The organism is Pseudomonas sp. GW822-FHT03F08 (assembly GCF_058801265.1).
On record NZ_JBXANC010000009.1, the window covers coordinates 1 to 24,262 of the forward strand.

The window sequence follows — 24,262 nt, forward strand, 5'->3', positions numbered from 1 at the left end:
TGTCCCCTTCGTCTAGTGGCCTAGGACACCGCCCTTTCACGGCGGTAACAGGGGTTCGAGTCCCCTAGGGGACGCCATTTGCGGGAATAGCTCAGTTGGTAGAGCACGACCTTGCCAAGGTCGGGGTCGCGAGTTCGAGTCTCGTTTCCCGCTCCAAATTCAAGAAGCGCCGCTCCGCAAAGAGCGGCGTTTTTATTAGTGAAAGTTGTAGCCTGTCCCCTTCGTCTAGTGGCCTAGGACACCGCCCTTTCACGGCGGTAACAGGGGTTCGAGTCCCCTAGGGGACGCCATTGCGGGAATAGCTCAGTTGGTAGAGCACGACCTTGCCAAGGTCGGGGTCGCGAGTTCGAGTCTCGTTTCCCGCTCCATATTCAACAAAAACGCCGCTCAGTGATGAGCGGCGTTTTTGTTTGTGCGTTATTTGTAGCGCAACAAAAAAGGACCTTGCGGTCCTTTTTTGTGGGCCCATCACCTTGGCGGGCCAGTGTCGCGATCAAAGCTTCGGCAGTTGCCCGATCCGCCCCATCATTTCGGTAACGATCTGCAGGTCCAGCAGGAACTGGTCAACCGTCTTGAACTCGCCGTCGGTGTGACCGGTGTACTTGACCTCAGGTCGAGCCAGGCCAAATTGCACGCCGTTAGGCAGTTCATGCACCGAGGTGGCGCCGGCAGAGGTGCCGAATTCGTGTTTCATGCCCAGGTTTTCGGTGGAGACGGCCAACAGCGCCTTGACCCACTCGCCCTCTGGATTGCGGTACATCGGCTCGGCGATCGAGTAATCGAAGTTGACCGCAACGTGGGTTTTCTTGCTCCAGGCTGCCAGTTTGTCGGCGATTTCGGTTTTGAGCACTTCCGGCGACTTGCCCTTCGGCACGCGCAGGTTGACCGCGAGTTTGAAGGTTTTGTCGTCCATCCCGACATAGGTCAGCGAGGTGGTCAGCGGGCCCATGAAGTCATCGGCGAAACCGACACCCAACTTGCCACCCTTGTAGTCCAGGCCCCAGTTGTCGGCGGCGTAGCGGGCGGCGTCGGTGATGTGGTTGTGTTTGAGCGCGATTTTGCCATCCACACTGTGGATGAAGTCCAGCATGCGGGCGACCGGGTTGACGCCGGATTCCGGTTCGGAAGAGTGCGCGGAAACGCCAGTAACGCTGAGTTTCACGTCTTTGCCATCGACCTTGGCATTCACTTCGAAATCGCCGCCATGTTGTTTGGCGTATTCGTTACCGGCCTTTTGCAGGCTGGCGGCCAGTTCGGCCGGTTTGTCTGTCACCAGGGTGGCGAGCGAAACCGATGGAATCTGGTTGGTTGCCATACCACCGGTCATCGAAATGATTTCCGCACCTTTGCCCTCGGCCTTGCGCTTGGAAAATTTGGCCATGACCGTGCCGTAGCCTTTCTCGGCAATCACCACCGGGTAGCCGCCATCCAGCGCCAGGTTGTATTCGGGTGTCGGGTTGCGCTCGAAGTAGTAAGGAATCGCGTCGCCGGTGGTTTCTTCGGTGGTGTCCACCAGCAATTTGAAGTTGCGTGCCAGCGGCAGCTTTTCTTCCTTGATGACCTTCATGGCATACAGCGTCACCACGATGCCGTTCTTGTCGTCTTCGGTGCCGCGGCCGTACATGCGGTCGCCGATCAGCGTGACCTTGAACGGGTCGAGTTTGGTGCCGTCCTTCAGCACCCAGTTTTCCGGAGTCACTGGGACCACGTCGGCGTGAGCATGAATGCCCACGACTTCCTTGCCGCTGCCGTCGAGGGAGATCTCGTAGACGCGGTTGTCGACGTTTCGGTAGTTCAGGCCAAAGGATTCGGCCAGGCTCTTGATCTTGGCGGCAATCTTGATGAATTCAGGGTTCTCGTGCTGGGCAACACCTTCCTTGCGATCGGTCGGGATCTCCACCAGTTCGCGCAGGGTTTCGAGAGCGGCCTTGCCGTATTTCGCCCGAGTGTAGAGGCCGAGCAGGCGATAGATTTCGTTTTGCTGCTCAGCGGTCAGCGTCTTGTTGTCGAGAAACGCGCTGATGGAGGGGCGCAGGTCGTCGGTCTTGCTCAGGTCGCTCTTGGCCAGTTCGCCGAGGAACTGGCGGAAGTCACTGACCTTTGCATCGCTGAATGTCTTGAGGATGGTCGCGCTTTGCTGCGGTGTGATGTTGGCGTGTGCGGGCAGTGTCACGGACGAAAGGCTGGCCAGAATCAGGGTCGACGCGGCCAGTTGCTTGAGGGAAAAATCCATTGCTGGGGGCATTCCTTTGCAGGCAGTGAGTAGGAAGTGTCTGATCGATAGGTCAGACGGTTTCGCAAACTAACACCACAAGCGCGTGATAGGGGAGCCCCCGAAGTGGGACGCGTCGCACAGAAATGCAAAAGCGGCGCAGAATCGAAAAAGCCCGTCCAATCTGTCTGGACCGGGCTTCTCCGTTCAACGTGTTTACATCGACAACACCAGTCGCCCGGCAAACAGGATCAGAATCACTCCCATGCTGCGCTCGAACCAGTGCCCCATGCGCATGAACAGCACGCGCACTTTGCTGCTTGAAAAGAACAGCGCAACGATCACAAACCACAACGCATTCACGCCGCACATCCACAGTCCGTACAGGGCCTGGATTTCCAGCGGCGTGCTGGCGCTGATGATCGTGGTGAAGATCGCCAGGAAAAACAGCGTGGCCTTGGGGTTGGTGGCGTTGGTCAGGAAACCGGTGGAAAACGCCTTGAACAACGATTGCTCGACCAGCGGTTCGTCGCTGGTCTTTTCGCCTTCCAGTGTTGTCTTGGGTTTGCTGCGGATCAGGCTGATACCGAGGTAAAAGATGTAGGCGCCGCCCACGACCTTGGCCACCGTCAGCAGCCAGGGCGTGGTGTGCATCAAGGCGCCGACGCCCAGCAGGGTGTACAGCACGTGTACGGAAATCCCCGCGCCGATGCCCAGTGCCGTGCAGATGCCGACCAGTCGACCGAATCGCACACTCTGGCGAATGGTCACGGCGAAGTCCGGGCCGGGAGCGACCACGGCGAGAAAGTGGATGGTGGCCAGCGCCAGAAACTCGCCCAGGTAATTCGATGTCATTTCAACTCCAGAAAGTCAGGGGTGAAGCATTGCCGCGATAGCCGACAAAAAACGAAAGGCTCAAGCGCGGATCTGCCACGCCCGGCGTCACCGAGTGCATGCGACGCGAATTGAACATGATGAAATCCCCCGGTTCCGGGCGAACTTCGAGGGCTGGCGGGCCGAGCAGCGCCGGGTCGATGCCGTAGCTGTCGCCACGCATCTCGTCGAACCGGTCCGGTGAAATGTCGTCTTCCCACATCTGCAACGCGCCGCCCTCGGTCGGCATGTTCAGGTAGACGTTGCAGGCGAATTGCGCCTCCAGGCTGTGAGCCTGGAAGCTCTCCGGCGCGTCCTTGGCGAAGATGTCGTGGTGGGCCAGGAAGCAGACGCCGGGTTTGACCACCCGTGACAGACCGACATACATCTTGCGTCCGTACAGGTTCTCCAGATGGGCGCCTGCCGGCCAGGATTCGTCGAGCATGCAGCGCAGGGTGTCGATCGGCGAGGAGTAGGGCGCGCAGCGGTTACGCAGTTCGGCAATGTTGCTGGTGGCGCGTTCGAAGTAGTCCTCGATCAGCAACGGCTGGTTTTCCGCCTCGTAGAACGCCATGCCGATGCGGCCGATGCTGGGGGCGTTGATGTAACCCTCGAATCCGGGGGCGAGGATCTTGTCGCCAATCCGGATCGCCTGGTCTTCAGGCAAAAAGCCTTTGACGCGGATGGCGAGGACTTCTTCGTTGGCCAGTTTTTTTATGCACGTCTCATCGAGACGCTCGACGTCAAGCATCATGGTTTCAGGTCCATCTAACGAGTAGTCAACGGAACCAGCGAACGCGGTTCCCCCGGCGACGGACGCTGCGCCTGGCAGCGCCCGAAATCCTCAATCCACGTTGTAGTGGACGGACAACGTGCCCTTCTTCTGCGAAAGGGACGCGATCGTGACTGTGCCCAGATCCTTCAGGCTGCGTACATGGGTGCCGCCACAGCCGTAGGCTGGCAGTTCACCGAAGCCGATTTCCCGCGCACCTTCGCGCAGAGACGTCAGGCGGGGCAGATCGTGTTCGATCCATTGCCCGATGCCGTATTGAACGGTTTGCGCATCGACTTCCTGAGCCGAATCCCCGGGCTTGAATTGCACCCGGCCTTCGTCCGGCCAGTGGTGTGCCTTGATCGGCATCCAGCCCATGGCCTGGACAAAGTGGCCGATCAAATGCCCGGCAGAGTGCATGCGGGTGTTGAAGCGACGGCGGTCTTCATCGACACGAATCTGGGTCATGCCGAGCGGGACGGGCTGATCGACGAAATGGATGATTCGATCCGGCTCCTGCACGACGCGCAGGACCTGACTGTCGCCGATCCAGCCGGTATCGCAAGGCTGTCCGCCACCTTGCGGGTGAAACAGAGTGGCGCGCAGCACCACGGCGAACTCGTTCTCGTGGGGCGTGCAGTCGAGGACTTCCACATTGGCCTTGAGGTCATCACTATGGAAAAAGAGGCGAAGCGTCATATTCCATGCCCTTATTAAAGTTTCTTTTTTAATTATATGAATCGTGCAATAACGTGATAATCCGTTCAAACATCAAAGGACTGTTGCGCTGTGAGCATAAATCTCCCCCTGCCGCTGCTCGGTGAAATGGCGATTTTCGTCAAGGTCGTGGAGACCGGCAGCTTCTCCGAAGCCGCGCGCCAACTGGGTTCGTCGCCCTCGGCGATCAGCCGCAGTATTTCTCGGCTGGAGAAGGCTTTGGCCACGCGGCTGCTGCAACGCACCACGCGCAAATTGCGCCTGAGCGATGGCGGGGAAGAGGTATTCAAGCGCTGTCAGGAGATGGTCAGCGCCGCCAGGTCAGTGATGGAGATCAGCGGCCAGTTCACTCACGAAGCCGAGGGACTGGTGCGGGTCAGCGTGCCAAAAGCGGTCGGACGCTTCGTAATTCATCCGCATATGCCGGAGTTTCTGCGCCGCTATCCCAAGGTTGATGTGGAGTTGCTGCTGGAAGACCGGCAAGTGGATTTGATCGACGATCATGTTGACCTGGCGATTCGCATCACGGAGCGACCACCGGCGGGGTTGGTTGGGCGGCAGTTGTTGACCATCGACCATTTGCTCTGCGCGACGCCGCAATACCTGGCCGAACATGGCACGCCGACGCATCCCCATGACTTGCTCAATCACAGCTGCATCTACCTGGGCGAAACCCCGAGCGATGCGCGCTGGAAATTCAAGAAAGGCAGCAAAGCGGTGACGGTCGGCGTTCGAGGGCGGTATGCCGCCAATCACACGGGCGTGCGTCTGGGCGCGGTGTTGCAGCACATCGGTATTGGCAGCTTGCCGTATTTCACCGCTCGTTATGCCCTGGAACAAGGGCTGATCGTGCAGGTCCTGCCGGACTGGACATTCCTGGCGTCCTACCACGGTGGACTATGGTTGTTGCACTCGCCGACGCGCTATCTGCCACCGAAGTTGCGGGTGTTCATCGACTATCTGGTGGAGTGCCTGGAGAAAGAACCGACATTGAGCAAACCCGGAAAAGCCGGCGGTTCAAAAGCCTTGGCCGAGTACGAATTGCCCGAGAGTGAAGGGCTGCTTTAATCAATCAAAAAAAGGCCCGCATGGATCACCATGCGGGCCTTTTCTTTACCGGGCGAAAATCAGTGCTTGCTGTCCTGGGCGGACATCGCCAGCAGTTGTTTTTCCTGATTCCAGTCGAACGGTTCGTCGTTCTGTTCAGCTTCGTAACGGCGCTCTTCCAGTGCCTGATACATGTCGATTTCTTCATCGGACAGGTAGTGCAGGCAGTCGCCAGCGAAGAACCACAGCAGATCCCGCGGGATCAGGTGGGCAATTTGCGGATAGCGGGTAATCACTTGAGTCAGGATGTCCTGGCCCAGGTATTGGCTTTCGATCGGCTCGATCGGCAGTGACGCCAGCAGTTCGTCGAAACGCTCCAGGAACAGGGCATGGCTTTCTTCGGGAACCTGATCGGCCTCACCTACGGCGACCAGGATACTGCGCAGGTGGTCGAGCAAAACCAGATGATCGGCAACGACGTTGGACACGAGATAAGTCCTCAAGAGCAAAACGGGCGCGGGAGTATAAAGCCCCCGCGCCGCTTTTTCACTGATTGAAGGGATCAGCGGATTTTGCCGTCCGCCGGTTTCAGCTCCTCTTTGTCGAAATCATCGACATCGATCACCTTGCGCCGCGCCGCTTCGGCATCACGCAGGGTCTGGGCTTCCACTGCCTGTAGCACTCCGGCCTCCAGTGCTGCATCGATGGCGTGTTCCCCTGCGACCGGTTTGACCTGACCGCTTTTGAGCGAGGTGTGCAGTTTCTTGTGCAGCGGTTGCGCAGCGTTCAACTGATCGCAGGCATGTTGCAGCGCGCCGACCGCATCGTCCGCCGATTGTGGGCGGTAGCAGCCGGCAAGCAGTTCTTCCAGTGCCGGATCGCCCTTGGCCCGACCGATGACGCCGGCCACTTCGGCACCGAGCTTGTCCGACGGGCCTTTGTGGCGACGACCAAACGGGAACACGATCACTCGCAACAGGCAGCCGAAGACCCGGTTCGGGAAGTTGGTCAGCAGTTCATCCAGCGCTTTTTCCGACTGGCCGAGGCTTTCCTCCATGGCCCATCTGAACAACGGCTCCATGTACGCCGGGGAATCGAGGTCGTGATACCGCTTGAGCGCCGCCGAGGCCAGATACAGGTTGCTCAGCACATCGCCCAGGCGCGCCGACAGACGCTCACGGCGTTTCAGTTCGCCGCCCAGCAGCATCATGCTCAGGTCGGCGAGCATGGCAAACGCGGCAGCCTGACGGTTGAGCGCGCGGAAATAACCCTGGCTGAGCTTGTCTCCCGGTGCATGTTCGAAATGGCCGAAACCAAGATTCAACACCAGCGTGCTGGCGGCGTTGCTCACGGCAAACCCGATGTGCTTGAGCAGCAGGCCATCGAACTCCTTGAGTGCCTGATCCTTGTCCTCGCGACCGGCGAGGGCCATTTCCTTGAGCACGAACGGATGACAGCGGATTGCGCCCTGACCAAAGATCATCAGGTTGCGCGAAAGAATGTTGGCGCCTTCCACCGTGATGAAGATCGGCGCGCCGTTCCAGCTGCGACCCAGGTAGTTGTTCGGGCCCATGATGATCGCCTTGCCGCCATGCACGTCCATGGCGTGGCTGATGCACTCGCGACCACGTTCGGTGAGGTGATACTTGAGAATCGCCGACAGCACCGAGGGCTTCTCGCCCAGATCCACCGCATTGGCGGTCAGCATCCGCGCAGCGTCCATCATCCAGGCGTTGCCGCCAATGCGCGCCATCGCTTCCTGGATACCTTCGAATGCCGACAGCGGGACGTTGAACTGTTCACGGATCTGCGCGTATTGCCCGGTCACCAGACTGGTGAACTTGGCCGCGCCAGTGCCCACTGCCGGCAAGGAAATCGAACGCCCGACCGACAGGCAGTTCATCAGCATCATCCAGCCCTTGCCAAGCATGTCCTGGCCGCCGATCAGGAAGTCCAGCGGGATGAACACGTCCTTGCCGGAGTTGGGGCCGTTCATGAATGCGGCGCCCAATGGCAAGTGGCGACGGCCAATCTCAACGCCGGCGGTATCGGTCGGAATCAGCGCGAGGCTGATGCCCAGGTCTTCTTTATCGCCGAGCAGGTGATCCGGGTCGTAGGCCTTGAAGGCCAGGCCGAGCAAGGTCGCGACCGGGCCGAGGGTGATGTAGCGTTTTTCCCAGTTCAGGCGCAGGCCGAGGGTTTCCTGTCCTTCCCACTGGCCTTTGCAGATGATCCCGGTGTCGGGCATCGCTCCGGCATCGGAACCGGCGAGCGGGCCGGTCAGCGCAAAGCATGGAATATCGTCGCCCCGGGCCAGTCGTGGCAGGTAATGATTACGTTGTTCGTCGGTGCCGTAATGCAGCAGCAGTTCGGCCGGGCCGAGGGAGTTGGGCACCATCACGGTGGAGGCGAGGTCGCCGCTGCGGGTTGCCAGTTTCATCGCCACTTGAGAGTGGGCGTAGGCAGAGAAACCTTTACCGCCGAATTCCTTGGGGATGATCAGGGCGAAGAAACCGTGTTCCTTGATGTGGGTCCAGGCTTCGGGTGGAAGGTCCATCGACTGGCCGATCTGCCAGTCGGTGACCATGGCGCAGAGTTCTTCGGTCGGGCCGTCGATGAATGCCTGTTCCTCGTCGCTCAGTTGCGCTTTGGGATAGGACAGCAGTTTTTCCCAGTCCGGACGGCCGCTGAAGAGTTCGCCGTCCCACCACACCGTGCCGGCATCGATCGCATCGCGCTCGGTCTGCGACATGGGCGGCAGGGTTTTCTGGAACCAGTTGAACAGCGGCGCGCTGAAGTGTTTGCGGCGCAGATCCGGCAACAGCAGCGGAGCCGCAACGATAGCCAGTACGACCCAGAAGATCAGCAGCAACCAGCCTGGCGCGTGGCTGAAAATCCCCATCGCCAGCAGGTAAGCCGCGACGATGCCCAGTGCTGGCAGCGGGGCGATGCGCCGGTGGGCCAGATACGCCACGCCGACGATCAGAACCAGTATCCACAACAACAGCATATTCAATCCTCCGTGAACCAGGGCGAACGACCCTCCAGAGCTTAGACGGCATCTGCAAAACGGGGCGGTCAGAGCAAGCTGATCTGAATCGTGGGAATCCCTGGATGTCTTTTGTAGGTTCGGTGGGCAACACCCGTGGGAAATCGTTCGCAGACTCCGCGGCTTTGCGTCCATGTTTGGCCGAAACGTCGTTATCTCTGTGCTGATCCTCTCGCTAGACTCCGGGTTCATCCAGGAGAATGTCGTCATGCGCGAGTATCTGAGCCCCGGCCGCTTCATCGATAGTGACCACCCCTCGGTGGTGGAGTTCGCAGAACAGCACCGTGGTGCCAGCCGCGACCCGCGCGCGCAGGCGATCAGTCTTTATTACGCCGTGCGCGAGGCGGTGCGTTACAACATGTACACCTTCAGTCGCGACCCGCAGACCTTGCGCGGCAGCTACGCGCTGGCGGCGGGTGAAAGTTATTGCGTGCCCAAGGCCACGTTGCTCGCCGGTTGCGCGCGCCATTGCGGGATCCCCGCACGCATCGGTCTGGCGGATGTGAAAAATCATCTGTCGACGCCGCGTCTGCTTGAACTGCTGAGAAGCGAAGTGTTCGCCATGCATGGTTATACCGAGCTGTTTCTCAATGATCGTTGGGTCAAAGCCACACCCGCGTTCAACCAGAAGCTCTGCGAAATGTTCAACGTTGCGCCGCTGGAATTCGACGGCATAAACGACAGCGTTTTCCACCCGTACAACAGCGATGGCGCGCTGCTGATGGAGTACCTGGTCGATCACGGCCAGTTCGCCGATGTACCGGAATCCTTTTTCTTCGAATATCTGCAGAAGTGTTATCCGCACCTGTTCAACGACCAGCAGACGCCACTGTCCAGTGACATGCGCGGTGATGTCGGCAGCCGCTGATCCGGCGTATGCTGCTCGCCCACTCAATGGAAAAGAGGCGGTCATGCTGAAGATCTGGGGTCGCAAGAATTCGTCGAATGTCAGAAAACCGTTGTGGGCTGCCGAAGAGCTCGGGCTGGCCTACGAGGCGATCGATGCCGGTGGCGCGTTCGGTGTGGTCGACACGGCGGAGTATCGGGCGATGAACCCGAACGGTCGAGTGCCGGTGATCGAAGACGACGGTTTCGTGTTGTGGGAATCCAACGCCATCGTCCGCTACCTGTTGGCCAGACACGCGGCGAACACTTCGTGGTATCCGGCAGATCTGCAAACCCGTGCTGTCGCCGACAAGTGGATGGACTGGACCACCTCCAGTTTCGCAGGCCCTTTCCGTACGGTGTTCTGGGGCGTTCTGCGCACCCCGGCGGACAAGCAGGACTGGCCGGCGATTCATGCCGCGATCAAGGAATGCGAAGGGTTGCTGGCGATGGCCGATCAGGCCCTGAAAAACCAGCCTTACCTGTCCGGCGGTGAAATCGGCATGGGCGATATTCCGCTCGGCAGTTTCATTTATGCCTGGTTCGAGATGCCGATCGAGCGTGCGCCGATGCCTCATCTGGAGGCCTGGTATGCGCGACTGAAGCTGCGTCCGGCGTATCAAAAAGCCGTCATGACCGCGTTGACTTAATACCTACTATCGACACACTTGACTGTACTTGTGCGGCGGCGGCAAGCACCATTGCGCTTGTGCGCCGCGGTTGTCTTCCTCGCCGCCCGCCGTCATTCAGTCCTTTTTCTCTTCTTGGTGCGTAAATCCGATATGAGTTCCGCTCTGTCCATCCGGCAGCTAACCAAAACCTACGGCAACGGGTTCCAGGCCTTGAGTGGTATCGATCTGGACGTCGCAGAAGGTGACTTCTTTGCCTTGCTCGGCCCTAACGGCGCAGGCAAATCCACGACCATCGGCATTCTCTCGACCCTGGTGAACAAGACCAGCGGCACGGTGAATATCTTCGGTCACGACCTGGACAAGAACCCCGCGGCGCTCAAGCGCTCGATTGGCGTGGTGCCCCAGGAATTCAACTTCAACCAGTTCGAAAAGACGTTCGACATCGTCGTGACCCAGGCGGGTTACTACGGCATTCCGGCGAAGATCGCCAAGGAACGCGCCGAACAGTACCTGACCCAGCTCGGCCTGTGGGACAAGCGCGATGTGCCGTCGCGTTCGTTGTCCGGCGGCATGAAGCGGCGCTTGATGATCGCCCGCGCACTGGTGCATGAGCCGCGCCTGCTGATCCTCGACGAACCGACAGCCGGGGTGGATATCGAGCTGCGCCGTTCGATGTGGACGTTCCTCACCGAACTGAACCAGAAAGGCATCACCATTATCCTCACCACGCATTACCTGGAAGAGGCTGAGCAGTTGTGCCGCAACATCGGCATCATCGACCACGGCACCATTGTCGAGAACACCAGCATGCGTCAGTTGCTCGGGCAGCTGCATGTGGAAACCTTCCTGCTCGATCTGAAGAGCGATCTGGCGGTGGCGCCGCAACTGGTCGGCTATCCGGCCCGTCTGGTGGATGCGCATACCCTGGAAGTCCAGGTCGACAAGTCCATGGGCATCACTGCGCTGTTCGGCCAACTGGCCCTGCAGAACATCGAAGTGCTGAGCCTGCGCAATAAAACCAATCGCCTCGAGGAGCTGTTCGTGTCCCTGGTGGAGAAAAATCTGTCGAAGGTGGCGGTATGAGTTCCGAGCTGCGCCCCAACCTCGTCGCCCTCAACACCATCGTTTACCGCGAGGTCAAACGCTTCACCCGGATCTGGCCGCAGACTCTGCTGCCGCCGGCGATCACTATGGTTCTGTACTTCGTGATCTTCGGCAACCTGATCGGCAAGCAGATTGGCGGCATGGGTGGCTTCACCTACATGGAGTACATCGTGCCGGGGCTGATCATGATGTCGGTGATCACCAACTCCTACGGCAACGTGGTGTCGAGTTTCTTCGGCAGCAAGTTCCAGCGCTCCATCGAAGAACTGATGGTGTCGCCGGTGTCGCCGCACACGATTCTGATCGGCTACACCCTCGGCGGCGTGCTGCGCGGCCTGATGGTCGGCGTCATCGTGACGATCCTGTCGATGTTCTTCACCAGCCTGCAGGTGCATCACCTGGGCGTCACCGTTCTGGTGGTGGTGCTGACGGCGACGATCTTCTCGCTGCTGGGGTTCATCAACGCCGTGTTCGCACGTAACTTCGATGACATCTCGATCATCCCGACCTTCGTGCTGACCCCGCTGACTTACCTCGGTGGCGTGTTCTACTCGATCACCTTGCTGCCGCCGTTCTGGCAGACCGTGTCGCTGGCCAACCCGGTGCTGCACATGGTCAATGCCTTCCGTTACGGCATCCTGGGCGTTTCGGACATTCGCATCGGTATCGCGATCACCTTCATGCTGGTCGCCACTGTGGTGCTGTATGTCGGTTGCGCACGGTTGCTGGTAAGCGGACGCGGCATGCGTACCTGATTCACCCGGTGTTGCAATAAAAAAACGGCCTCCCACAATGGAGGCCGTTTTGCATTCACGACTGGCGACTTTTCTTGCGCCGCGCCCATTGCCGGGCCACCCACCAGCGCCAGTACATCATCACCACGCAATAGGCGAGGGCGCCCAGCGCCAGCCCGACCACCACCGAGCCCAGCAGGAAGGGTTGCCACAGGGTCGAGAGTTCTCCGCTGATCCATTCCCAGGTCAATTCGTCGGGGAGTGTGCGGGCGGGAACATCCATCAACCACGCACCGGCCTGATAGGTGCAGAAGAACACGGCCGGCATGGTGATCGGATTGGTCAGCCAGACCAGGCTGACGGCAATCGGCATGTTGCCGCGCACCGTGATGGCCAGTGCCGCTGCCACCAGCATCTGCGCGGGAATCGGCAGAAACGCCGCGAACAGGCCAACGGCCATGGCCCGGGCCACCGAGTGACGATTGAGGTGCCAGAGGTTCGGGTCATGCAGCAACGTGCCGAGAAAGCGTAAGGATTTGTGTTCCCTGATGCTCGTCGGATCGGGCATGTAACGTTTGAATAAGCGCCGGGGCATAAGGCTTCTCGGTCGGTTAAGGCGGCAAGTATGTCTGGATTCTACGAACCGCCCATTCAGACTTTGTGACAATTGATAACGACGGCTGTGACCAACACCCGCTATGCCTGGTGAGGGGAGACTTTTCTGGAAAGTCGCAATCAAGGACGAGCGTATGCGCACAGGGATGATGGCGCTGGCGGTCGGTCTGCTGGTTCCGGTTTTTTTGCCGGCGTTGCCGCCGGTCGGGTGGATGGTTTTGCTGCCGGTCGTGGCGCTGATGCTGCTGCCGTTTCGCAGTTACCCGCTGGCCTTTTTGCTGTTCGGCTTCGCCTGGTCGTGCATCGGTGCGCAGTGGGCGCTGGATGATCGATTGCCATCGAAGCTGGACGGTGAGACGCGCTGGGTCGAAGGGCAGGTGGTCGGTCTGCCGCAAAAAGGCGACGGCGTTGTGCGCTTCGAACTGGCCGATGCCCGTTCGCGCCACGAGAAACTGCCGTCGCTGATGCGTCTGGCGTGGTACGACGGGCCATCGGTCAACAGCGGTGAGCGCTGGCGCCTGGCGGTCAAGCTCAAACGTCCCGGTGGGCTGCTCAATCCCGATGCCTTCGATTACGAGGCCTGGCTGTTGGCGCAACGCATCGGCGCCACCGGCACGGTAAAGGACGGCAGTCGGCTGGCGGCGGCGCAATGGGCCTGGCGGGACAGCATTCGTCGGCGTCTGCTGGAAGTGGACACCCAGGGTCGAGGCGCAGCGCTGGCGGCGTTGGTGCTGGGTGATGGCTCGGGACTCAGTCACGAGGACTGGCAGATTCTGCAGGACACCGGCACCGTGCATCTGCTGGTGATTTCCGGGCAGCACATCGGTCTGTTGGCGGCGGTGATGTATGGGCTGGTCGCCGGGCTGGCGCGATTCGGTGTGTGGCCATTGCGTTGGCCATGGTTGCCGTGGGCGTGCGGTCTGGCGTTCGCGGCGGCGCTGGGTTACGGGCTGCTGGCCGGGTTCGATGTGCCGGTGCGACGGGCCTGCGTGATGGTTGCGCTGGTGTTGCTGTGGCGATTGCGATTTCGCCATCTCGGTGCCTGGTGGCCGTTGTTGCTGGCCTTCAATGGGGTGTTGTTGATGGACCCGCTGGCCAGTCTGCGTCCGGGATTGTGGTTGTCCTTCGCGGCGGTGGCGGTGCTGATTTTCACCTTCGGCGGTCGACTGGGACCCTGGCGCTGGTGGCAGACCTGGACGCGAGCGCAATGGCTGATCGCTATCGGCCTGTGCCCGGTGTTGCTGACCCTGGGCTTGCCGATCAGCCTCAGCGGGCCATTGGCCAATCTGCTGGCGGTGCCGTGGATCAGTTTTGCGGTGCTGCCGCCGGCATTGCTGGGCACTTTGTTGTTGCCGATTCCCTATGTCGGCGAAGGTCTGTTGTGGCTGGCCGGCGGGCTGGTCGATGGATTGTTCCGGGCTCTGGCCCAGATCGCAGGGCGTTGGCCAGCGTGGGTTGCAGCATCGATGCCGGGTTGGGTTCTGGCACTGGGCTGCATCGGTGCACTGCTGTTATTGCTGCCCCGAGGCGTTCCATTGCGCCCCTTGGGTTGGCCGTTACTGCTGGTGCTGGCATTACCGCCCCGGGAGCGGCTGGCCGAAGGCGTGGCGGATGTCTGGCAGCTCGACGTCGGTCAGGGTCTGGCGATTCTGATCCGCACTCGCCATCACACATTGCTATACGACAGCGGCCCGCGTTTCGGTGACTTCGATGTAGGCGAGCGGGTGGTGCTGCCTGCCTTGTACAAGCTGGGCGTGGAGCGGCTCGACCTGATGCTGCTCAGCCATGCCGACGCCGACCACGCCGGTGGCGCGTTGGCGGTGGCAAACGGCTTGCCGGTCAGCCGGGTGATCAGCGGCGATCCGCCGGGCCTCCCCGAAGCGCTGAGCGCTGAGACCTGTGACAGCGGTCGGCAATGGCAATGGGATGGCGTCGCCTTTCATCTATGGCAGTGGGCCGACGCCCATGACAGCAACCAGCGTTCCTGCGTCCTGCAGATCGAAGCCAACGGCGAGCGGTTGCTGCTGACCGGCGATATCGACACCGCTGCCGAACGGGATTTGCTCAACAGCGCACTGGCGGTTCCGACCCGGTGGCTGCAAGCCCCGCACCATGGCAGTCGCAGCTCCTCATCAATGGCGTTGCTCAAGGTTTTGCAGCCTCGGGACGTGCTCATCTCCCGGGGGCAAGGCAACTCGTTCGGGCATCCGCATCCGACGGTCATCGCTCGTTACCGCAAGCTGGGCCTGCGCATCCATGACAGCGCCGAACAGGGTGCCATTCATCTGCAACTGGGCAGATTCCAGCCGGCCCGGCCGATGCGTCAGCAGCGCCGGTTCTGGCGCGACCCGCCACTGCCGGGGGCGGCGTACCGTTGAGCACGGTCGTCGGGGGGACGGGTCTTTATCACGAACCGGTATGGTAAAGTGGCGCACTTTTTCGAGGGGGCTGTCACTGTGTGGGAATTGGTCAAATCCGGCGGCTGGATGATGTTGCCGATCATTCTGAGTTCCATCGCCGCCATGGCGATCGTCGCCGAGCGCCTGTGGACCCTGCGCGCCAGTCGCGTCACCCCCGAGCATCTGCTGGGTCAGGTCTGGGTCTGGATCAAGGACAAGCAGCTCAACAAGGAAAAACTCAAGGAATTGCGCGCCAACTCGCCGCTGGGTGAAATTCTCGCCGCAGGCCTGGCCAACTCCAAGCATGGTCGCGAGATCATGAAAGAGTGCATCGAAGAGGCCGCCGCCCGGGTCATCCACGAGCTGGAGCGCTACGTCAACGCGCTGGGCACCATCGCCGCCATGTCGCCGCTGCTCGGTCTGCTGGGTACGGTGCTGGGCATGATCGACATCTTCAGTGCCTTCACCGGTTCCGGCATGACCACCAACGCTTCGGTATTGGCCGGTGGTATCTCCAAGGCGCTGATCACCACGGCAGCGGGCCTGATGGTCGGTATTCCGTCGGTGTTCTTCCACCGTTTCCTGCAACGCCGCATCGATGAGCTGGTGGTGGGCATGGAGCAGGAAGCGATCAAACTGGTGGAAGTGGTGCAGGGCGACCGTGACGTCGATCTGGCCGGGGGCAAAGCGTGAAATTCCGTCGCAAACCCCGGGAAACGATCGACATCAACCTCGCGTCGCTGATCGACGTGGTGTTCATTCTGTTGCTGTTTTTCGTCGTGACCACCACCTTCACCCGCGAAACCCAGTTGCGTGTCGACCTGCCGGAAGCGGTCAGCGGCTCGCCGGCCGAAGATCAGCAGGTCAAGCAACTGGACGTCGCCATCAGCGCTGAAGGCGTGTTTTCGGTGAACAACAAGATTCTGCCGAAGAACGACCTGGCGACCCTGATGGAAGCCATGCAGAAAGAAGCCAACGGTGACACCAACATGCCGTTGTCGATCAGTGCCGATGGCAAGACTCAGCACCAATCCGTGATCACCGCCATGGACGCGGCCGGCAAGCTCGGTTTCAGCCATTTGCGCATGACCACGGTCGAGGCGGCGCCCAAATCCTGATGGCCATGTCCGATCGTCTGCTCGCCGCGTGGTATCAGGGGCATCCGGCCCTGACGCTGTTGCGGCCGCTGGAGTGGCTGTACCGCCGCGTCGTGGCCGGCAAGCGTCAGCGTTTTCTCGACGGCGAAGGCGAAATCTATCAGTCGCCGGTGCCGGTGATCGTGGTCGGCAACATCACCGTTGGCGGCACCGGCAAGACGCCGATGATTCTGTGGCTGATCGAACACTGTCGGCGCAGCGGGTTGCGGGTCGGAGTGGTCAGTCGCGGCTATGGCGCCAAGCCTCCGCAGTTGCCCTGGCGGGTCGAAGCCGATCAAGGCGCCGAAATCGCTGGTGACGAGCCATTGTTGATCGTGCAGCGCACCGGTGTACCGCTGATGATCGACCCGAATCGCGGTGCCGCCGTCAAAGCCTTGCTGGCCAGCGAGCCGCTGGACCTGATCCTGTCCGATGACGGCATGCAGCATTATCGTCTGGCGCGTGACCTTGAGCTGGTGCTGATCGATGCCGCCCGAGGATTGGGCAACAAGCGCTGTCTGCCCGCCGGCCCCTTGCGTGAACCGATCGAACGCCTGCAAAGCGTCGATGGCGTACTGTTCAACGGCGCGGCGTCGGACCGCGAGGACGGTTTCGCATTCCGTCTGCAACCCACCGCACTGGTCAATCTACTCAGCGGCGAACGCCGGCCCCTCGATCACTTTTCGCCCGGTCAGGCACTGCACGCAGTCGCCGGGATCGGCAATCCGCAACGTTTCTTCAATACCCTCGAAGCGCTAGACTGGCGGCCAGTGCCCCACGCGTTTGCCGACCACGCCGAATACAGCGTGCAGGCCTTGAGTTTCACGCCGTCATTGCCAGTGGTGATGACTGAAAAGGACGCGGTGAAGTGCCGTGCCTTCGCTGCCGCCGACTGGTGGTACCTGGCGGTCGATGCCGTGCCGTCGCCGGCCTTCGTGGCCTGGTTCGACACGCAACTGATGCGCCTGTTGCCGGATCGTCTTTTGCCTTAAACCGTTTTTATCCAGGGAATGTTCATGGACACCAAATTGCTCGACATCCTCGCCTGCCCGATCTGCAAAGGCCCGCTCAAGCTCAGCGCCGACAAGACCGAACTGATCAGCAAGGGCGCCGGCCTGGCGTACCCGATCCGTGATGGCATCCCGGTCATGCTGGAAAGCGAAGCCCGCACCCTGACCACCGATGAGCGTCTGGATAAATGACCACAGCCTTCACCGTTGTCATCCCGTCGCGCTACGCCTCGACCCGTCTGCCGGGCAAACCGCTGCTGGATATCGCCGGCAAGCCGATGATCCAGCACGTCTGGGAACAGGCCAGCAAAAGCAGCGCCAGTCGCGTGGTCGTGGCCACCGACGATGCGCGCATCGTCGAGGCCTGCAAGGCTTTCGGCGCCGAAGTGGTGCTGACCCGTGAAGATCACAACTCCGGCACCGACCGCCTGGCCGAAGTGGCTGCGAAACTGGGCCTTGAGCCGGATGCCATCGTGGTCAACGTGCAGGGTGACGAACCGCTGATCCCGCCAAGCGTGATCGACCAGGTTGCCGCCAACCTTGCGGCCCACACCGAAGCGCGCATGGCCACCCTGGCCGAGCCGATCGAGGACGTGGAAACCCTGTTCAATCCGAACGTGGTCAAGGTCGTCAGCGACCTCAACGGTCTGGCGCTGACGTTCAGTCGTGCGACGTTGCCGTGGGCCCGCGATGCGTTCGCCAAGAACCGCGACGTGCTGCCGGAAGGCGTGCCGTATCGCCGCCACATCGGCATCTATGCCTACCGTGCAGGCTTCCTCCAGGACTTCGTGAGCTGGGGCCCGTGCTGGCTGGAAAACACCGAATCCCTCGAACAGTTGCGTGCCCTGTGGCACGGCGTGCGGATTCATGTGGCTGACGCGTTGATCGCGCCGCCGACCGGGGTCGACACCGCCGAAGACCTCGAGCGCGTCCGTCGCCTGCTGGAGGCCTGATGCGCGTTCTGTTCGTGTGCCTGGGCAACATCTGCCGCTCGCCCACCGCCGAAGGCGTGATGCGCGCCAAACTGCGTGATGCCGGATTGGCGGCTCAGGTCGAAGTGGCCTCTGCTGGTACCGGCGACTGGCACGTCGGCAATCCGCCGGACAAGCGCAGTCAGGCAGCGGCCAAACTGCGTGGTTACGACTTGTCGGCGCAACGCGCTCAGCAGGTCAGCCGCGCCGATTTCGCCAGCTACGACCTGATCCTCGCCATGGACAACAGCAACCTGCGCAACCTCAAGGCCTTGCAACCGTCTACCGGCAAGGCTGAGCTGGACTTGTTCCTGCGTCGCTATGAAGGCGAAGTCGATGAAGTGCCGGATCCGTATTACGACGGCGATCAGGGTTTCGAGCAGGTATTGGATTTGATCGAGCGCGCCTGCGACCGGTTGCTGATCGAAGTGAAGGGCCGGTTATGAGTTTGCAGGTACACCCCCAGGTTTCCATGAAGCCGTTCAACACCTTTGGTGTGGACGTTCGCGCGCAACTGTTTGCCGAAGCCCACAATGACGCCGATGTGCGCGAAGCCCTGGCTTATGCGACCGCCCACGATGTGCCGTTGCTGGTCATCGGGGGCGGCAGCAATCTGCTGCTGACGGCGGACATTCCGGCACTGGTGCTGCGCATGGCCAGCCGTGGCATTCGCGTCATCAATGATGACGGCAACCGCGTGGTGATCGAGGCCGAGGCTGGCGAGCCGTGGCATCCGTTTGTCCAGCACACGCTGGCGCAGGGTTTTTCGGGGCTGGAAAACCTCAGCCTGATCCCCGGCACCGTCGGCGCCGCGCCGATGCAGAATATTGGTGCCTACGGTGTCGAGATCAAGGACGTGTTCGCCGGCCTGACAGCGCTGGATCGCCAGACCGGCGAGTTGCGCGACTTCAGGCTGGATGAATGCAACTTCGCCTACCGCGACAGCGTGTTCAAGCAGCAGCCGGGTCGTTGGTTGATCCTGCGGGTGCGATTCGAACTGAATCGAGTCGCGCATCTGCACCTGGAATACGGCCCGGTGCGTCAGCGCCTGACCGAGCAGGGCATCGAGCAGCCGACGCCGACGGATGTCAGCCGCGCCATTTGCAGCATCCGCAGCGAGAAACTGCCGGACCCGGCGGTGCTCGGCAATGCCGGCAGCTTCTTCAAGAACCCGTTGGTGTCAGCGGCGGTGGTCGCGCAGATCAAGGGGCAGCACCCGGATCTGGTGGCCTACGCGCAACCGGACGGGCAGATGAAACTGGCGGCGGGCTGGTTGATCGAGCGAGCGGGCTGGAAAGGTTTCCGTGAAGCCGATGCTGGCGTGCATAAATTGCAGGCGCTGGTGCTGGTCAACTACGGCGCGGCGACCGGGCTGCAACTGCTCGATCTGGCGCAACGTATCCAGAAAGACATTGCAGAACGTTTCAATGTCGAGCTGGAAATGGAGCCCAACCGTTATTGAGGCTACGCTTTCAAGGCTGAATCCAAAGCCCTGCACTATTTAAAAAGTGCAGGGCTTTTTTGTTAATCCCGGGTTAACTTAGCGAGCTAACGATACAACCCTTTGCTCCACCAAAGGCCCGGTGCAGACGTTCCTGTCGGCACAAGAGAGCCTCATTAGCCTGAGTCGATCTGCGTGAACCCACCGCTGATTTTCCGGCGGCAGATTGCTCGACCCCATAACCTCCACGAATATGCGGGCGTGCCCATGATTACCCTGAAACTCAATGGTCAAGATCATCCACTCGATGTCACCGAGGACATGCCCCTGTTGTGGGCGATCCGTGACGTCGCCGGTTACAACGGCACCAAGTTCGGCTGCGGCATGGGCCTGTGTGGCGCCTGCACCATTCATATCGACGGCTCGCCGGCGCGCAGTTGCATCACGCCGATCGGCTCGGTGGCTGGGCAGAATGTGACCACCATCGACAACCTGCACGCCGATCCGATTGGCCAGATCGTCCAGCAAGCCTGGCTCGACACCGCCGTGGCCCAGTGCGGTTTCTGTCAGGGTGGGCAGATCATGTCCGCCACCGCGTTGCTCAAGACCAACCCGAACCCGAGCGACGAGCAGATCGAAGAGGCGATGGTCGGCAACATTTGCCGCTGCGGCACCTACAACCGGATCAAGACCGCCATTCGTCAGGCTTCCACTCACTTGAAGGAGGCCAAGGCATGAGCCGCTTACCGAACGATTTCGCCCTGAGCAACCTGAGTCGTCGGGGCTTCCTCAAGGGTGTGGGCGCTACCGGTGCGCTGGTGCTGGCCGCGAGTTGGGGCTGGCAGGATGCGCTGGCCGAAGACAAACCGAAGAAATTCGGTGCCGATGGCATGCCCAACGGCTGGATCGACGATCCGAAGGTCTATGTCAGCATTGCCGCCGACGGCACGGTGACCGTGGTCTGCAACCGCTCGGAGATGGGCCAGGGCGTGCGCACGAGCCTGACCATGGTGGTCGCCGATGAACTTGAGGCCGACTGGGCCCACGTCAAGGTTCAACAGGCGCCGGGCGACGAAGTGCGTTTCGGCAACCAGGATACCGACGGCTCGCGCAGCATGCGCCATTGGTACGAACCGATGCGTCGTTGCGGCGCCGCTGCCCGGACCATGCTTGAGCAGGCTGCGGCCGCGCAGTGGAAGGTGCCGGTCGGCGAGTGCCGCGCGCAACTGCACAAAGTCATTCACACACCGTCCGGGCGCGAGTTGGGCTACGGCGAGCTGGCTGCAGCGGCCAGTGCGTTGCCGGTTCCGGGCCGTGACAGCCTGCGGCTCAAGCAGCCGTCGGAATTCCGCTACATCGGCAAGGAAGGTACCAAGGCCATCGATGGCGATGACATCGTCAATGGTCGCGCCGTGTACGGAGCCGACGTGCATTTCGACGGCATGCTGTACGCCGTGATTGCTCGACCTGCGGTGTACGGCGGCAAGGTCAAGTCGGTGGATGACAGCGCCGCGCTGAAAGTACCGGGTGTGCTGAAAGTCATTCAGATCGAACCGCGTCCGCTGCCGTCGGAATTCCAGCCATTGGGCGGCGTGGCCGTCGTGGCCAGCAACACCTGGGCGGCGCTCAAGGGCCGCGAGGCGCTGAAGATCGAATGGGACGACGGCCCGAACGCCAGTTACGACTCGGTTGCCTATCGCAAGGAGATCGAAGCCGCTTCACTGAAACCGGGCAAGGTAGTGCGTAACACCGGCGACATCGAAAAGGCCATCGGCAGCGCTGCCAGCACCCTGGAAGCTTCTTACTACTTGCCACATCTGGCACAGGCGCCGATGGAGCCGATGGTGGCCATCGCTCGCTATAAAGAGGGCGTGTGCGAGGCCTGGGCGCCGAGTCAGGCACCGCAGGTCACCCGTGAGCGAATCGCCGAACGCCTTGGCCTGCCGTTCGATAACGTGACCTTCAACGTGACACTGCTCGGCGGTGGTTTTGGCCGCAAGTCCAAACCGGACTTCGTTGTCGAAGCCGCGATCCTCGCCAAGGAATTCCCCGGCAAGGCTGTGCGCGTGCAGTGGACCCGGGAAGATGACATCCACAACTCGTATTTCCACACTGTGTCCGCCGAATACCTCAAGGCCGGCGTGGGCAAGGATGGCTTGCCGTCCGCCTGGCTGCACCGCACGGTGGCGCCGAGCATCACGGCACTGTTCGCGCCGGGCATGAATCATGAAGCCGCGTTCGAGCTGGGCATGGGCTTCACCAACATGGCTTATGCGATTCCCAATGTGCGTCTGGAAAACCCTGAAGCCACGGTTCATACGCGTGTGGGTTGGTATCGCTCGGTGTCGAACATTCCCCATGGCTTCGCGATCCAGAGCTTCGTCGACGAACTGGCGCACAAGGCCAAGGAAGATCCGCTCAAGTACCAGATCAAATTGCTCGGCCCGGATCGGCAGATCGACCCGCGCACGCTCAGTGAAGAATGGAACTACGGCGAATCCCCCGAGCGTTATCCGATCGACACCGGGCGTATGCGCACCGTGCTGGAAACCGCGGCCAAGGCCGCCGGTTGGGGGCGGAAATTGCCCAAGGGCCGTGGTCTCGGATTAGCCGTGCATTACAGCTTCGTGACTTATGTGGCAGCGGTGATCGAAGTCGAGGTCAAGGACGACGGCACGCTGATCGTGCATAAGGCTGATATCGCGGTGGATTGCGGGCCGCAGATCAACCCGGAGCGGATCCGTTCGCAGTTCGAAGGCGCCTGTGTGATGGGCCTGGGCAATGCCGTGTGGGGTGAAATCAGCTTCAAGGACGGCAAGGTGCAGCAAGACAACTTCCATATGTATGAAGTGGCGCGCATGTCGCTGGCACCGAAGGAAGTCGCGGTGCATCTGGTGACGCCGCCGGGCGAAGTGCCGCTGGGCGGTGTCGGTGAGCCGGGCGTGCCGCCGATTGCGCCGGCACTGTGCAATGCGATCTTCGCCGCGACCGGCCAGCGCATCCGCAGCCTGCCGGTGCGTTACCAGTTGCAGGGCTGGCAAAAGGCGCAAGCGTGATGGACAGCGCCGATCTCAATGTCCTGCGCAGCGTCCTGGAATGGCGCCGCGCCGGGCAGCGGGTGGTGTTGTTTTCGGTGGTGCAGACCTGGGGTACTGCGCCCCGGGCGCCCGGCGCGATGCTGGCGTTGCGCGAGGATGGCGTGGTCATCGGTTCTGTGTCTGGCGGTTGTGTCGAGGACGATCTGATTGCCCGGTTGCATGACGGGCGGATTCCCGCCGACGGGCCGCCGGTGCAGTTGATCACCTATGGCGTGACGCGGGAGGAGGCGGCGCGGTTCGGCCTGCCTTGTGGCGGCACCTTGCGCCTGACCGAAGAGCGAGTCGGCGATCCTGCATGGGTCGCCGAGTTGTTGGCTCGTTGTGAGGCTCACGAAATCGTTGCCCGCGAGCTGAATCTTGAAAGCGGTGAAGTGATTCTTTCGCCGGCGAGCAAAACGGATGCATTGGTTTTCGACGGCAAGACCTTGCGCGCCATCTACGGCCCGCGTTGGCGTCTGCTGCTGATCGGTGCCGGACAGTTGTCGCGTTATGTGGCAGAAATGGCGCGGCTGCTGGATTTCGAAGTGCTGATCTGCGATCCCCGCACCGAATTCGTTTATGACTGGGAAGAGCAGCATGGCCGCTTTGTCCCGGGCATGCCGGATGAGGCGGTGCTGAATATTCAGACCGACGAACGCACTGCCATCGTTGCCCTGACCCACGACCCGCGCCTGGACGACATGGCGCTGCTGACGGCGCTCGATTCCAAGGCGTTTTACGTTGGTGCCCTTGGCTCGCGCGTCAACAGCCTCAAGCGCCGGGAATATCTGGCTGAGCTAGGCTTGTCGCCAGCGGCCATTGCAAGATTGCACGGGCCGATCGGTCTGCCGATCGGCAGTCATTCCCCGGCGGAAATCGCGTTGTCGTTGCTGGCGGAAATCGTCGCGATCAAGAATGGTGTCGAGTTGAAGCAGAAGAAGGCAGAGCGCGCATGAGTCGATCCATCGGAGTGATTGTGCTGGCGGCAGGCGAGGGCAGCCGTTTCCGCGAGGTGGCGGGTGCCGACAAAGACAAGCTTCTGGCCGATTGCACGGGGCGCGACGGGGCTGTGCGTTCGGTGATCGAGCAGACGCTGGTGAACCTGCCGGCGAGTCTCGACAAGCGAGTGCTGGTGACGACCGAGGCACGGCCGCAGGCGATGCGCATGGCGCAGGCTTACGGGTGTGATGTTGTCTCGATCGAGTCCACGGGGATGGGTGACAGCATTGCGGCGGGTGTCGCGGCTTGCCCGGATCTGGATGGCTGGCTGATTGTGCTGGGCGATATGCCGTTCATCCTGCCGTCGAGCATTGAGCGGGTGGTGGCGGCGATTGCCGACGATGCGGTCAGTGTGCCGGTGCTCAACGGTGAATACGGGCATCCGGTTGGATTTGGTCGAACATTTGGGTCCGGGTTGATGGCGTTGTCCGGTGATCGTGGGGCCAGGCCTTTGTTCAAGCAGGGGCGGGTGGTTGAGGTAGTCGTGGATGATCCTGGCGTCCTGTGGGATATCGATGTGCCCCAGGCGTTGGTTTTTCCGCCGGCCTGATACAAACCGCAAGGCATAAAAAAGCCCCGCCTGGATGAC

24 protein-coding genes and 4 tRNA genes are annotated in these 24,262 nt (G+C 61.2%); 21 read left to right on the forward strand and 7 right to left on the reverse strand.

Features of this window, described 5'->3' with window-relative positions; translation table 11 throughout:
* Nucleotide 1 precedes the first annotated feature (1 nt).
* From AC1RME_RS21935 to AC1RME_RS21950, 4 genes are all read left to right on the forward strand, one after another.
* Nucleotides 2-77: transfer RNA gene (locus AC1RME_RS21935), tRNA-Glu, on the forward strand.
* A 3-nt stretch (nt 78-80) separates the two neighbouring features.
* Nucleotides 81-156: transfer RNA gene (locus AC1RME_RS21940), tRNA-Gly, on the forward strand.
* A gap of 58 nt (nt 157-214) precedes the next feature.
* Nucleotides 215-290: transfer RNA gene (locus tag AC1RME_RS21945), tRNA-Glu, on the forward strand.
* 2 nt (nt 291-292) lie between these two features.
* Nucleotides 293-368 (forward strand) — tRNA-Gly (locus tag AC1RME_RS21950).
* 125 nt (nt 369-493) lie between these two features.
* Here AC1RME_RS21950 and AC1RME_RS21955 read toward each other — a convergent pair.
* The 4 genes from AC1RME_RS21955 to AC1RME_RS21970 form a co-directional block, all read right to left on the reverse strand.
* Nucleotides 494-2,233, reverse strand: coding sequence for a dipeptidase (locus AC1RME_RS21955; protein ID WP_096820934.1), 1,740 nt, complete (start codon nt 2,231-2,233; stop codon nt 494-496).
* Nucleotides 2,234-2,428: 195 nt separating this feature from the next.
* On the reverse strand, nt 2,429-3,067 hold the full coding sequence (locus AC1RME_RS21960; RefSeq protein WP_096820935.1) for a LysE family translocator: 639 nt from the start codon (nt 3,065-3,067) through the stop codon (nt 2,429-2,431).
* Between the two features lies 1 nt (nt 3,068).
* Nucleotides 3,069-3,839 (reverse strand): 2OG-Fe(II) oxygenase, encoded by a 771-nt coding sequence (locus AC1RME_RS21965; protein ID WP_096820936.1) that lies wholly within the window; start codon nt 3,837-3,839, stop codon nt 3,069-3,071.
* 90 nt (nt 3,840-3,929) lie between these two features.
* Nucleotides 3,930-4,556, reverse strand: coding sequence for an alanyl-tRNA editing protein (locus AC1RME_RS21970; protein WP_096820937.1), 627 nt, complete (start codon nt 4,554-4,556; stop codon nt 3,930-3,932).
* A 90-nt stretch (nt 4,557-4,646) separates the two neighbouring features.
* Between AC1RME_RS21970 and AC1RME_RS21975 the strand changes: the two genes are divergently transcribed.
* Nucleotides 4,647-5,642, forward strand: coding sequence for a LysR family transcriptional regulator (locus AC1RME_RS21975; RefSeq protein WP_096820938.1), 996 nt, complete (start codon nt 4,647-4,649; stop codon nt 5,640-5,642).
* Nucleotides 5,643-5,701: 59 nt separating this feature from the next.
* Here AC1RME_RS21975 and AC1RME_RS21980 read toward each other — a convergent pair whose 3' ends face one another.
* Both AC1RME_RS21980 and AC1RME_RS21985 read right to left on the reverse strand, forming a co-directional pair.
* The gene (locus tag AC1RME_RS21980) at nt 5,702-6,109 is read right to left on the reverse strand and encodes a PA2817 family protein (protein ID WP_007950758.1); all 408 of its coding nucleotides are present in this window, start codon (nt 6,107-6,109) and stop codon (nt 5,702-5,704) included.
* Between the two features lie 74 nt (nt 6,110-6,183).
* Nucleotides 6,184-8,631, reverse strand: a complete 2,448-nt coding sequence (locus tag AC1RME_RS21985) for an acyl-CoA dehydrogenase (RefSeq protein ID WP_096820939.1) — start codon at nt 8,629-8,631, stop codon at nt 6,184-6,186.
* A gap of 247 nt (nt 8,632-8,878) precedes the next feature.
* On the opposite strand from AC1RME_RS21985, the gene AC1RME_RS21990 reads away from it, so the two are divergent.
* The 4 genes from AC1RME_RS21990 to AC1RME_RS22005 all read left to right on the forward strand — a co-directional run bounded on the left by AC1RME_RS21990 (nt 8,879) and on the right by AC1RME_RS22005 (nt 12,046).
* Nucleotides 8,879-9,538 carry a transglutaminase-like domain-containing protein gene (locus AC1RME_RS21990; protein ID WP_096820940.1) on the forward strand — a complete coding sequence of 220 codons (660 nt, stop codon included), beginning with the start codon at nt 8,879-8,881 and terminating at the stop codon, nt 9,536-9,538.
* A 43-nt stretch (nt 9,539-9,581) separates the two neighbouring features.
* Nucleotides 9,582-10,205, forward strand: coding sequence for a glutathione S-transferase family protein (locus tag AC1RME_RS21995; protein ID WP_096820941.1), 624 nt, complete (start codon nt 9,582-9,584; stop codon nt 10,203-10,205).
* A 132-nt stretch (nt 10,206-10,337) separates the two neighbouring features.
* Nucleotides 10,338-11,270 (forward strand): ABC transporter ATP-binding protein, encoded by a 933-nt coding sequence (locus AC1RME_RS22000; RefSeq protein ID WP_085612257.1) that lies wholly within the window; start codon nt 10,338-10,340, stop codon nt 11,268-11,270.
* Nucleotides 11,267-12,046 carry an ABC transporter permease gene (locus tag AC1RME_RS22005; protein WP_096820942.1) on the forward strand — a complete coding sequence of 260 codons (780 nt, stop codon included), beginning with the start codon at nt 11,267-11,269 and terminating at the stop codon, nt 12,044-12,046. Before AC1RME_RS22000 ends, AC1RME_RS22005 begins: the two co-directional genes overlap by 4 nt.
* Nucleotides 12,047-12,101: 55 nt before the next feature.
* On the opposite strand, the gene AC1RME_RS22010 is transcribed toward AC1RME_RS22005, so the two are convergent.
* Nucleotides 12,102-12,620 (reverse strand): DUF2062 domain-containing protein, encoded by a 519-nt coding sequence (locus tag AC1RME_RS22010; RefSeq protein ID WP_096820943.1) that lies wholly within the window; start codon nt 12,618-12,620, stop codon nt 12,102-12,104.
* Between the two features lie 154 nt (nt 12,621-12,774).
* Between AC1RME_RS22010 and AC1RME_RS22015 the strand changes: the two genes are divergently transcribed.
* The 12 genes from AC1RME_RS22015 (at nt 12,775) to AC1RME_RS22070 (ending at nt 24,223) form a co-directional block, all read left to right on the forward strand.
* Nucleotides 12,775-15,018: a DNA internalization-related competence protein ComEC/Rec2 gene (locus AC1RME_RS22015; protein ID WP_493091750.1), complete on the forward strand. Its 2,244-nt coding sequence runs from the start codon at nt 12,775-12,777 to the stop codon at nt 15,016-15,018.
* Nucleotides 15,019-15,096: 78 nt separating this feature from the next.
* Entirely contained in the window at nt 15,097-15,732 is a 636-nt protein-coding gene (locus AC1RME_RS22020) for a MotA/TolQ/ExbB proton channel family protein (protein WP_162803506.1), read from the forward strand.
* The gene (locus AC1RME_RS22025) at nt 15,729-16,157 is read left to right on the forward strand and encodes an ExbD/TolR family protein (RefSeq protein ID WP_007950767.1); all 429 of its coding nucleotides are present in this window, start codon (nt 15,729-15,731) and stop codon (nt 16,155-16,157) included. The genes AC1RME_RS22020 and AC1RME_RS22025 overlap by 4 nt, the downstream gene beginning before the upstream one ends.
* Nucleotides 16,157-17,167, forward strand: coding sequence for a tetraacyldisaccharide 4'-kinase (lpxK, locus tag AC1RME_RS22030; RefSeq protein ID WP_096820945.1), 1,011 nt, complete (start codon nt 16,157-16,159; stop codon nt 17,165-17,167). The genes AC1RME_RS22025 and lpxK overlap by 1 nt, the downstream gene beginning before the upstream one ends.
* Nucleotides 17,168-17,191: 24 nt before the next feature.
* Nucleotides 17,192-17,377: a Trm112 family protein gene (locus AC1RME_RS22035; RefSeq protein ID WP_003174668.1), complete on the forward strand. Its 186-nt coding sequence runs from the start codon at nt 17,192-17,194 to the stop codon at nt 17,375-17,377.
* A complete protein-coding gene (kdsB, locus tag AC1RME_RS22040; protein WP_096820946.1) occupies nt 17,374-18,138 on the forward strand; it encodes a 3-deoxy-manno-octulosonate cytidylyltransferase in 765 nt (254 codons plus the stop codon). The genes AC1RME_RS22035 and kdsB overlap by 4 nt, the downstream gene beginning before the upstream one ends.
* Entirely contained in the window at nt 18,138-18,602 is a 465-nt protein-coding gene (locus AC1RME_RS22045) for a low molecular weight protein-tyrosine-phosphatase (RefSeq protein ID WP_096820947.1), read from the forward strand. The genes kdsB and AC1RME_RS22045 overlap by 1 nt, the downstream gene beginning before the upstream one ends.
* A complete protein-coding gene (murB, locus tag AC1RME_RS22050) occupies nt 18,599-19,618 on the forward strand; it encodes a UDP-N-acetylmuramate dehydrogenase (protein ID WP_096820948.1) in 1,020 nt (339 codons plus the stop codon). Before AC1RME_RS22045 ends, murB begins: the two co-directional genes overlap by 4 nt.
* Nucleotides 19,619-19,864: 246 nt before the next feature.
* Entirely contained in the window at nt 19,865-20,335 is a 471-nt protein-coding gene (locus AC1RME_RS22055) for a (2Fe-2S)-binding protein (RefSeq protein WP_096820949.1), read from the forward strand.
* The gene (locus tag AC1RME_RS22060) at nt 20,332-22,653 is read left to right on the forward strand and encodes a xanthine dehydrogenase family protein molybdopterin-binding subunit (protein WP_192558709.1); all 2,322 of its coding nucleotides are present in this window, start codon (nt 20,332-20,334) and stop codon (nt 22,651-22,653) included. Before AC1RME_RS22055 ends, AC1RME_RS22060 begins: the two co-directional genes overlap by 4 nt.
* The gene (locus tag AC1RME_RS22065) at nt 22,653-23,630 is read left to right on the forward strand and encodes an XdhC family protein (RefSeq protein ID WP_096820951.1); all 978 of its coding nucleotides are present in this window, start codon (nt 22,653-22,655) and stop codon (nt 23,628-23,630) included. Before AC1RME_RS22060 ends, AC1RME_RS22065 begins: the two co-directional genes overlap by 1 nt.
* Complete coding sequence (locus tag AC1RME_RS22070; protein ID WP_096820952.1) at nt 23,627-24,223, forward strand: nucleotidyltransferase family protein; 597 nt, start codon at nt 23,627-23,629, stop codon at nt 24,221-24,223. The genes AC1RME_RS22065 and AC1RME_RS22070 overlap by 4 nt, the downstream gene beginning before the upstream one ends.
* The last annotated feature ends 39 nt before the right edge of the window (nt 24,224-24,262 follow it).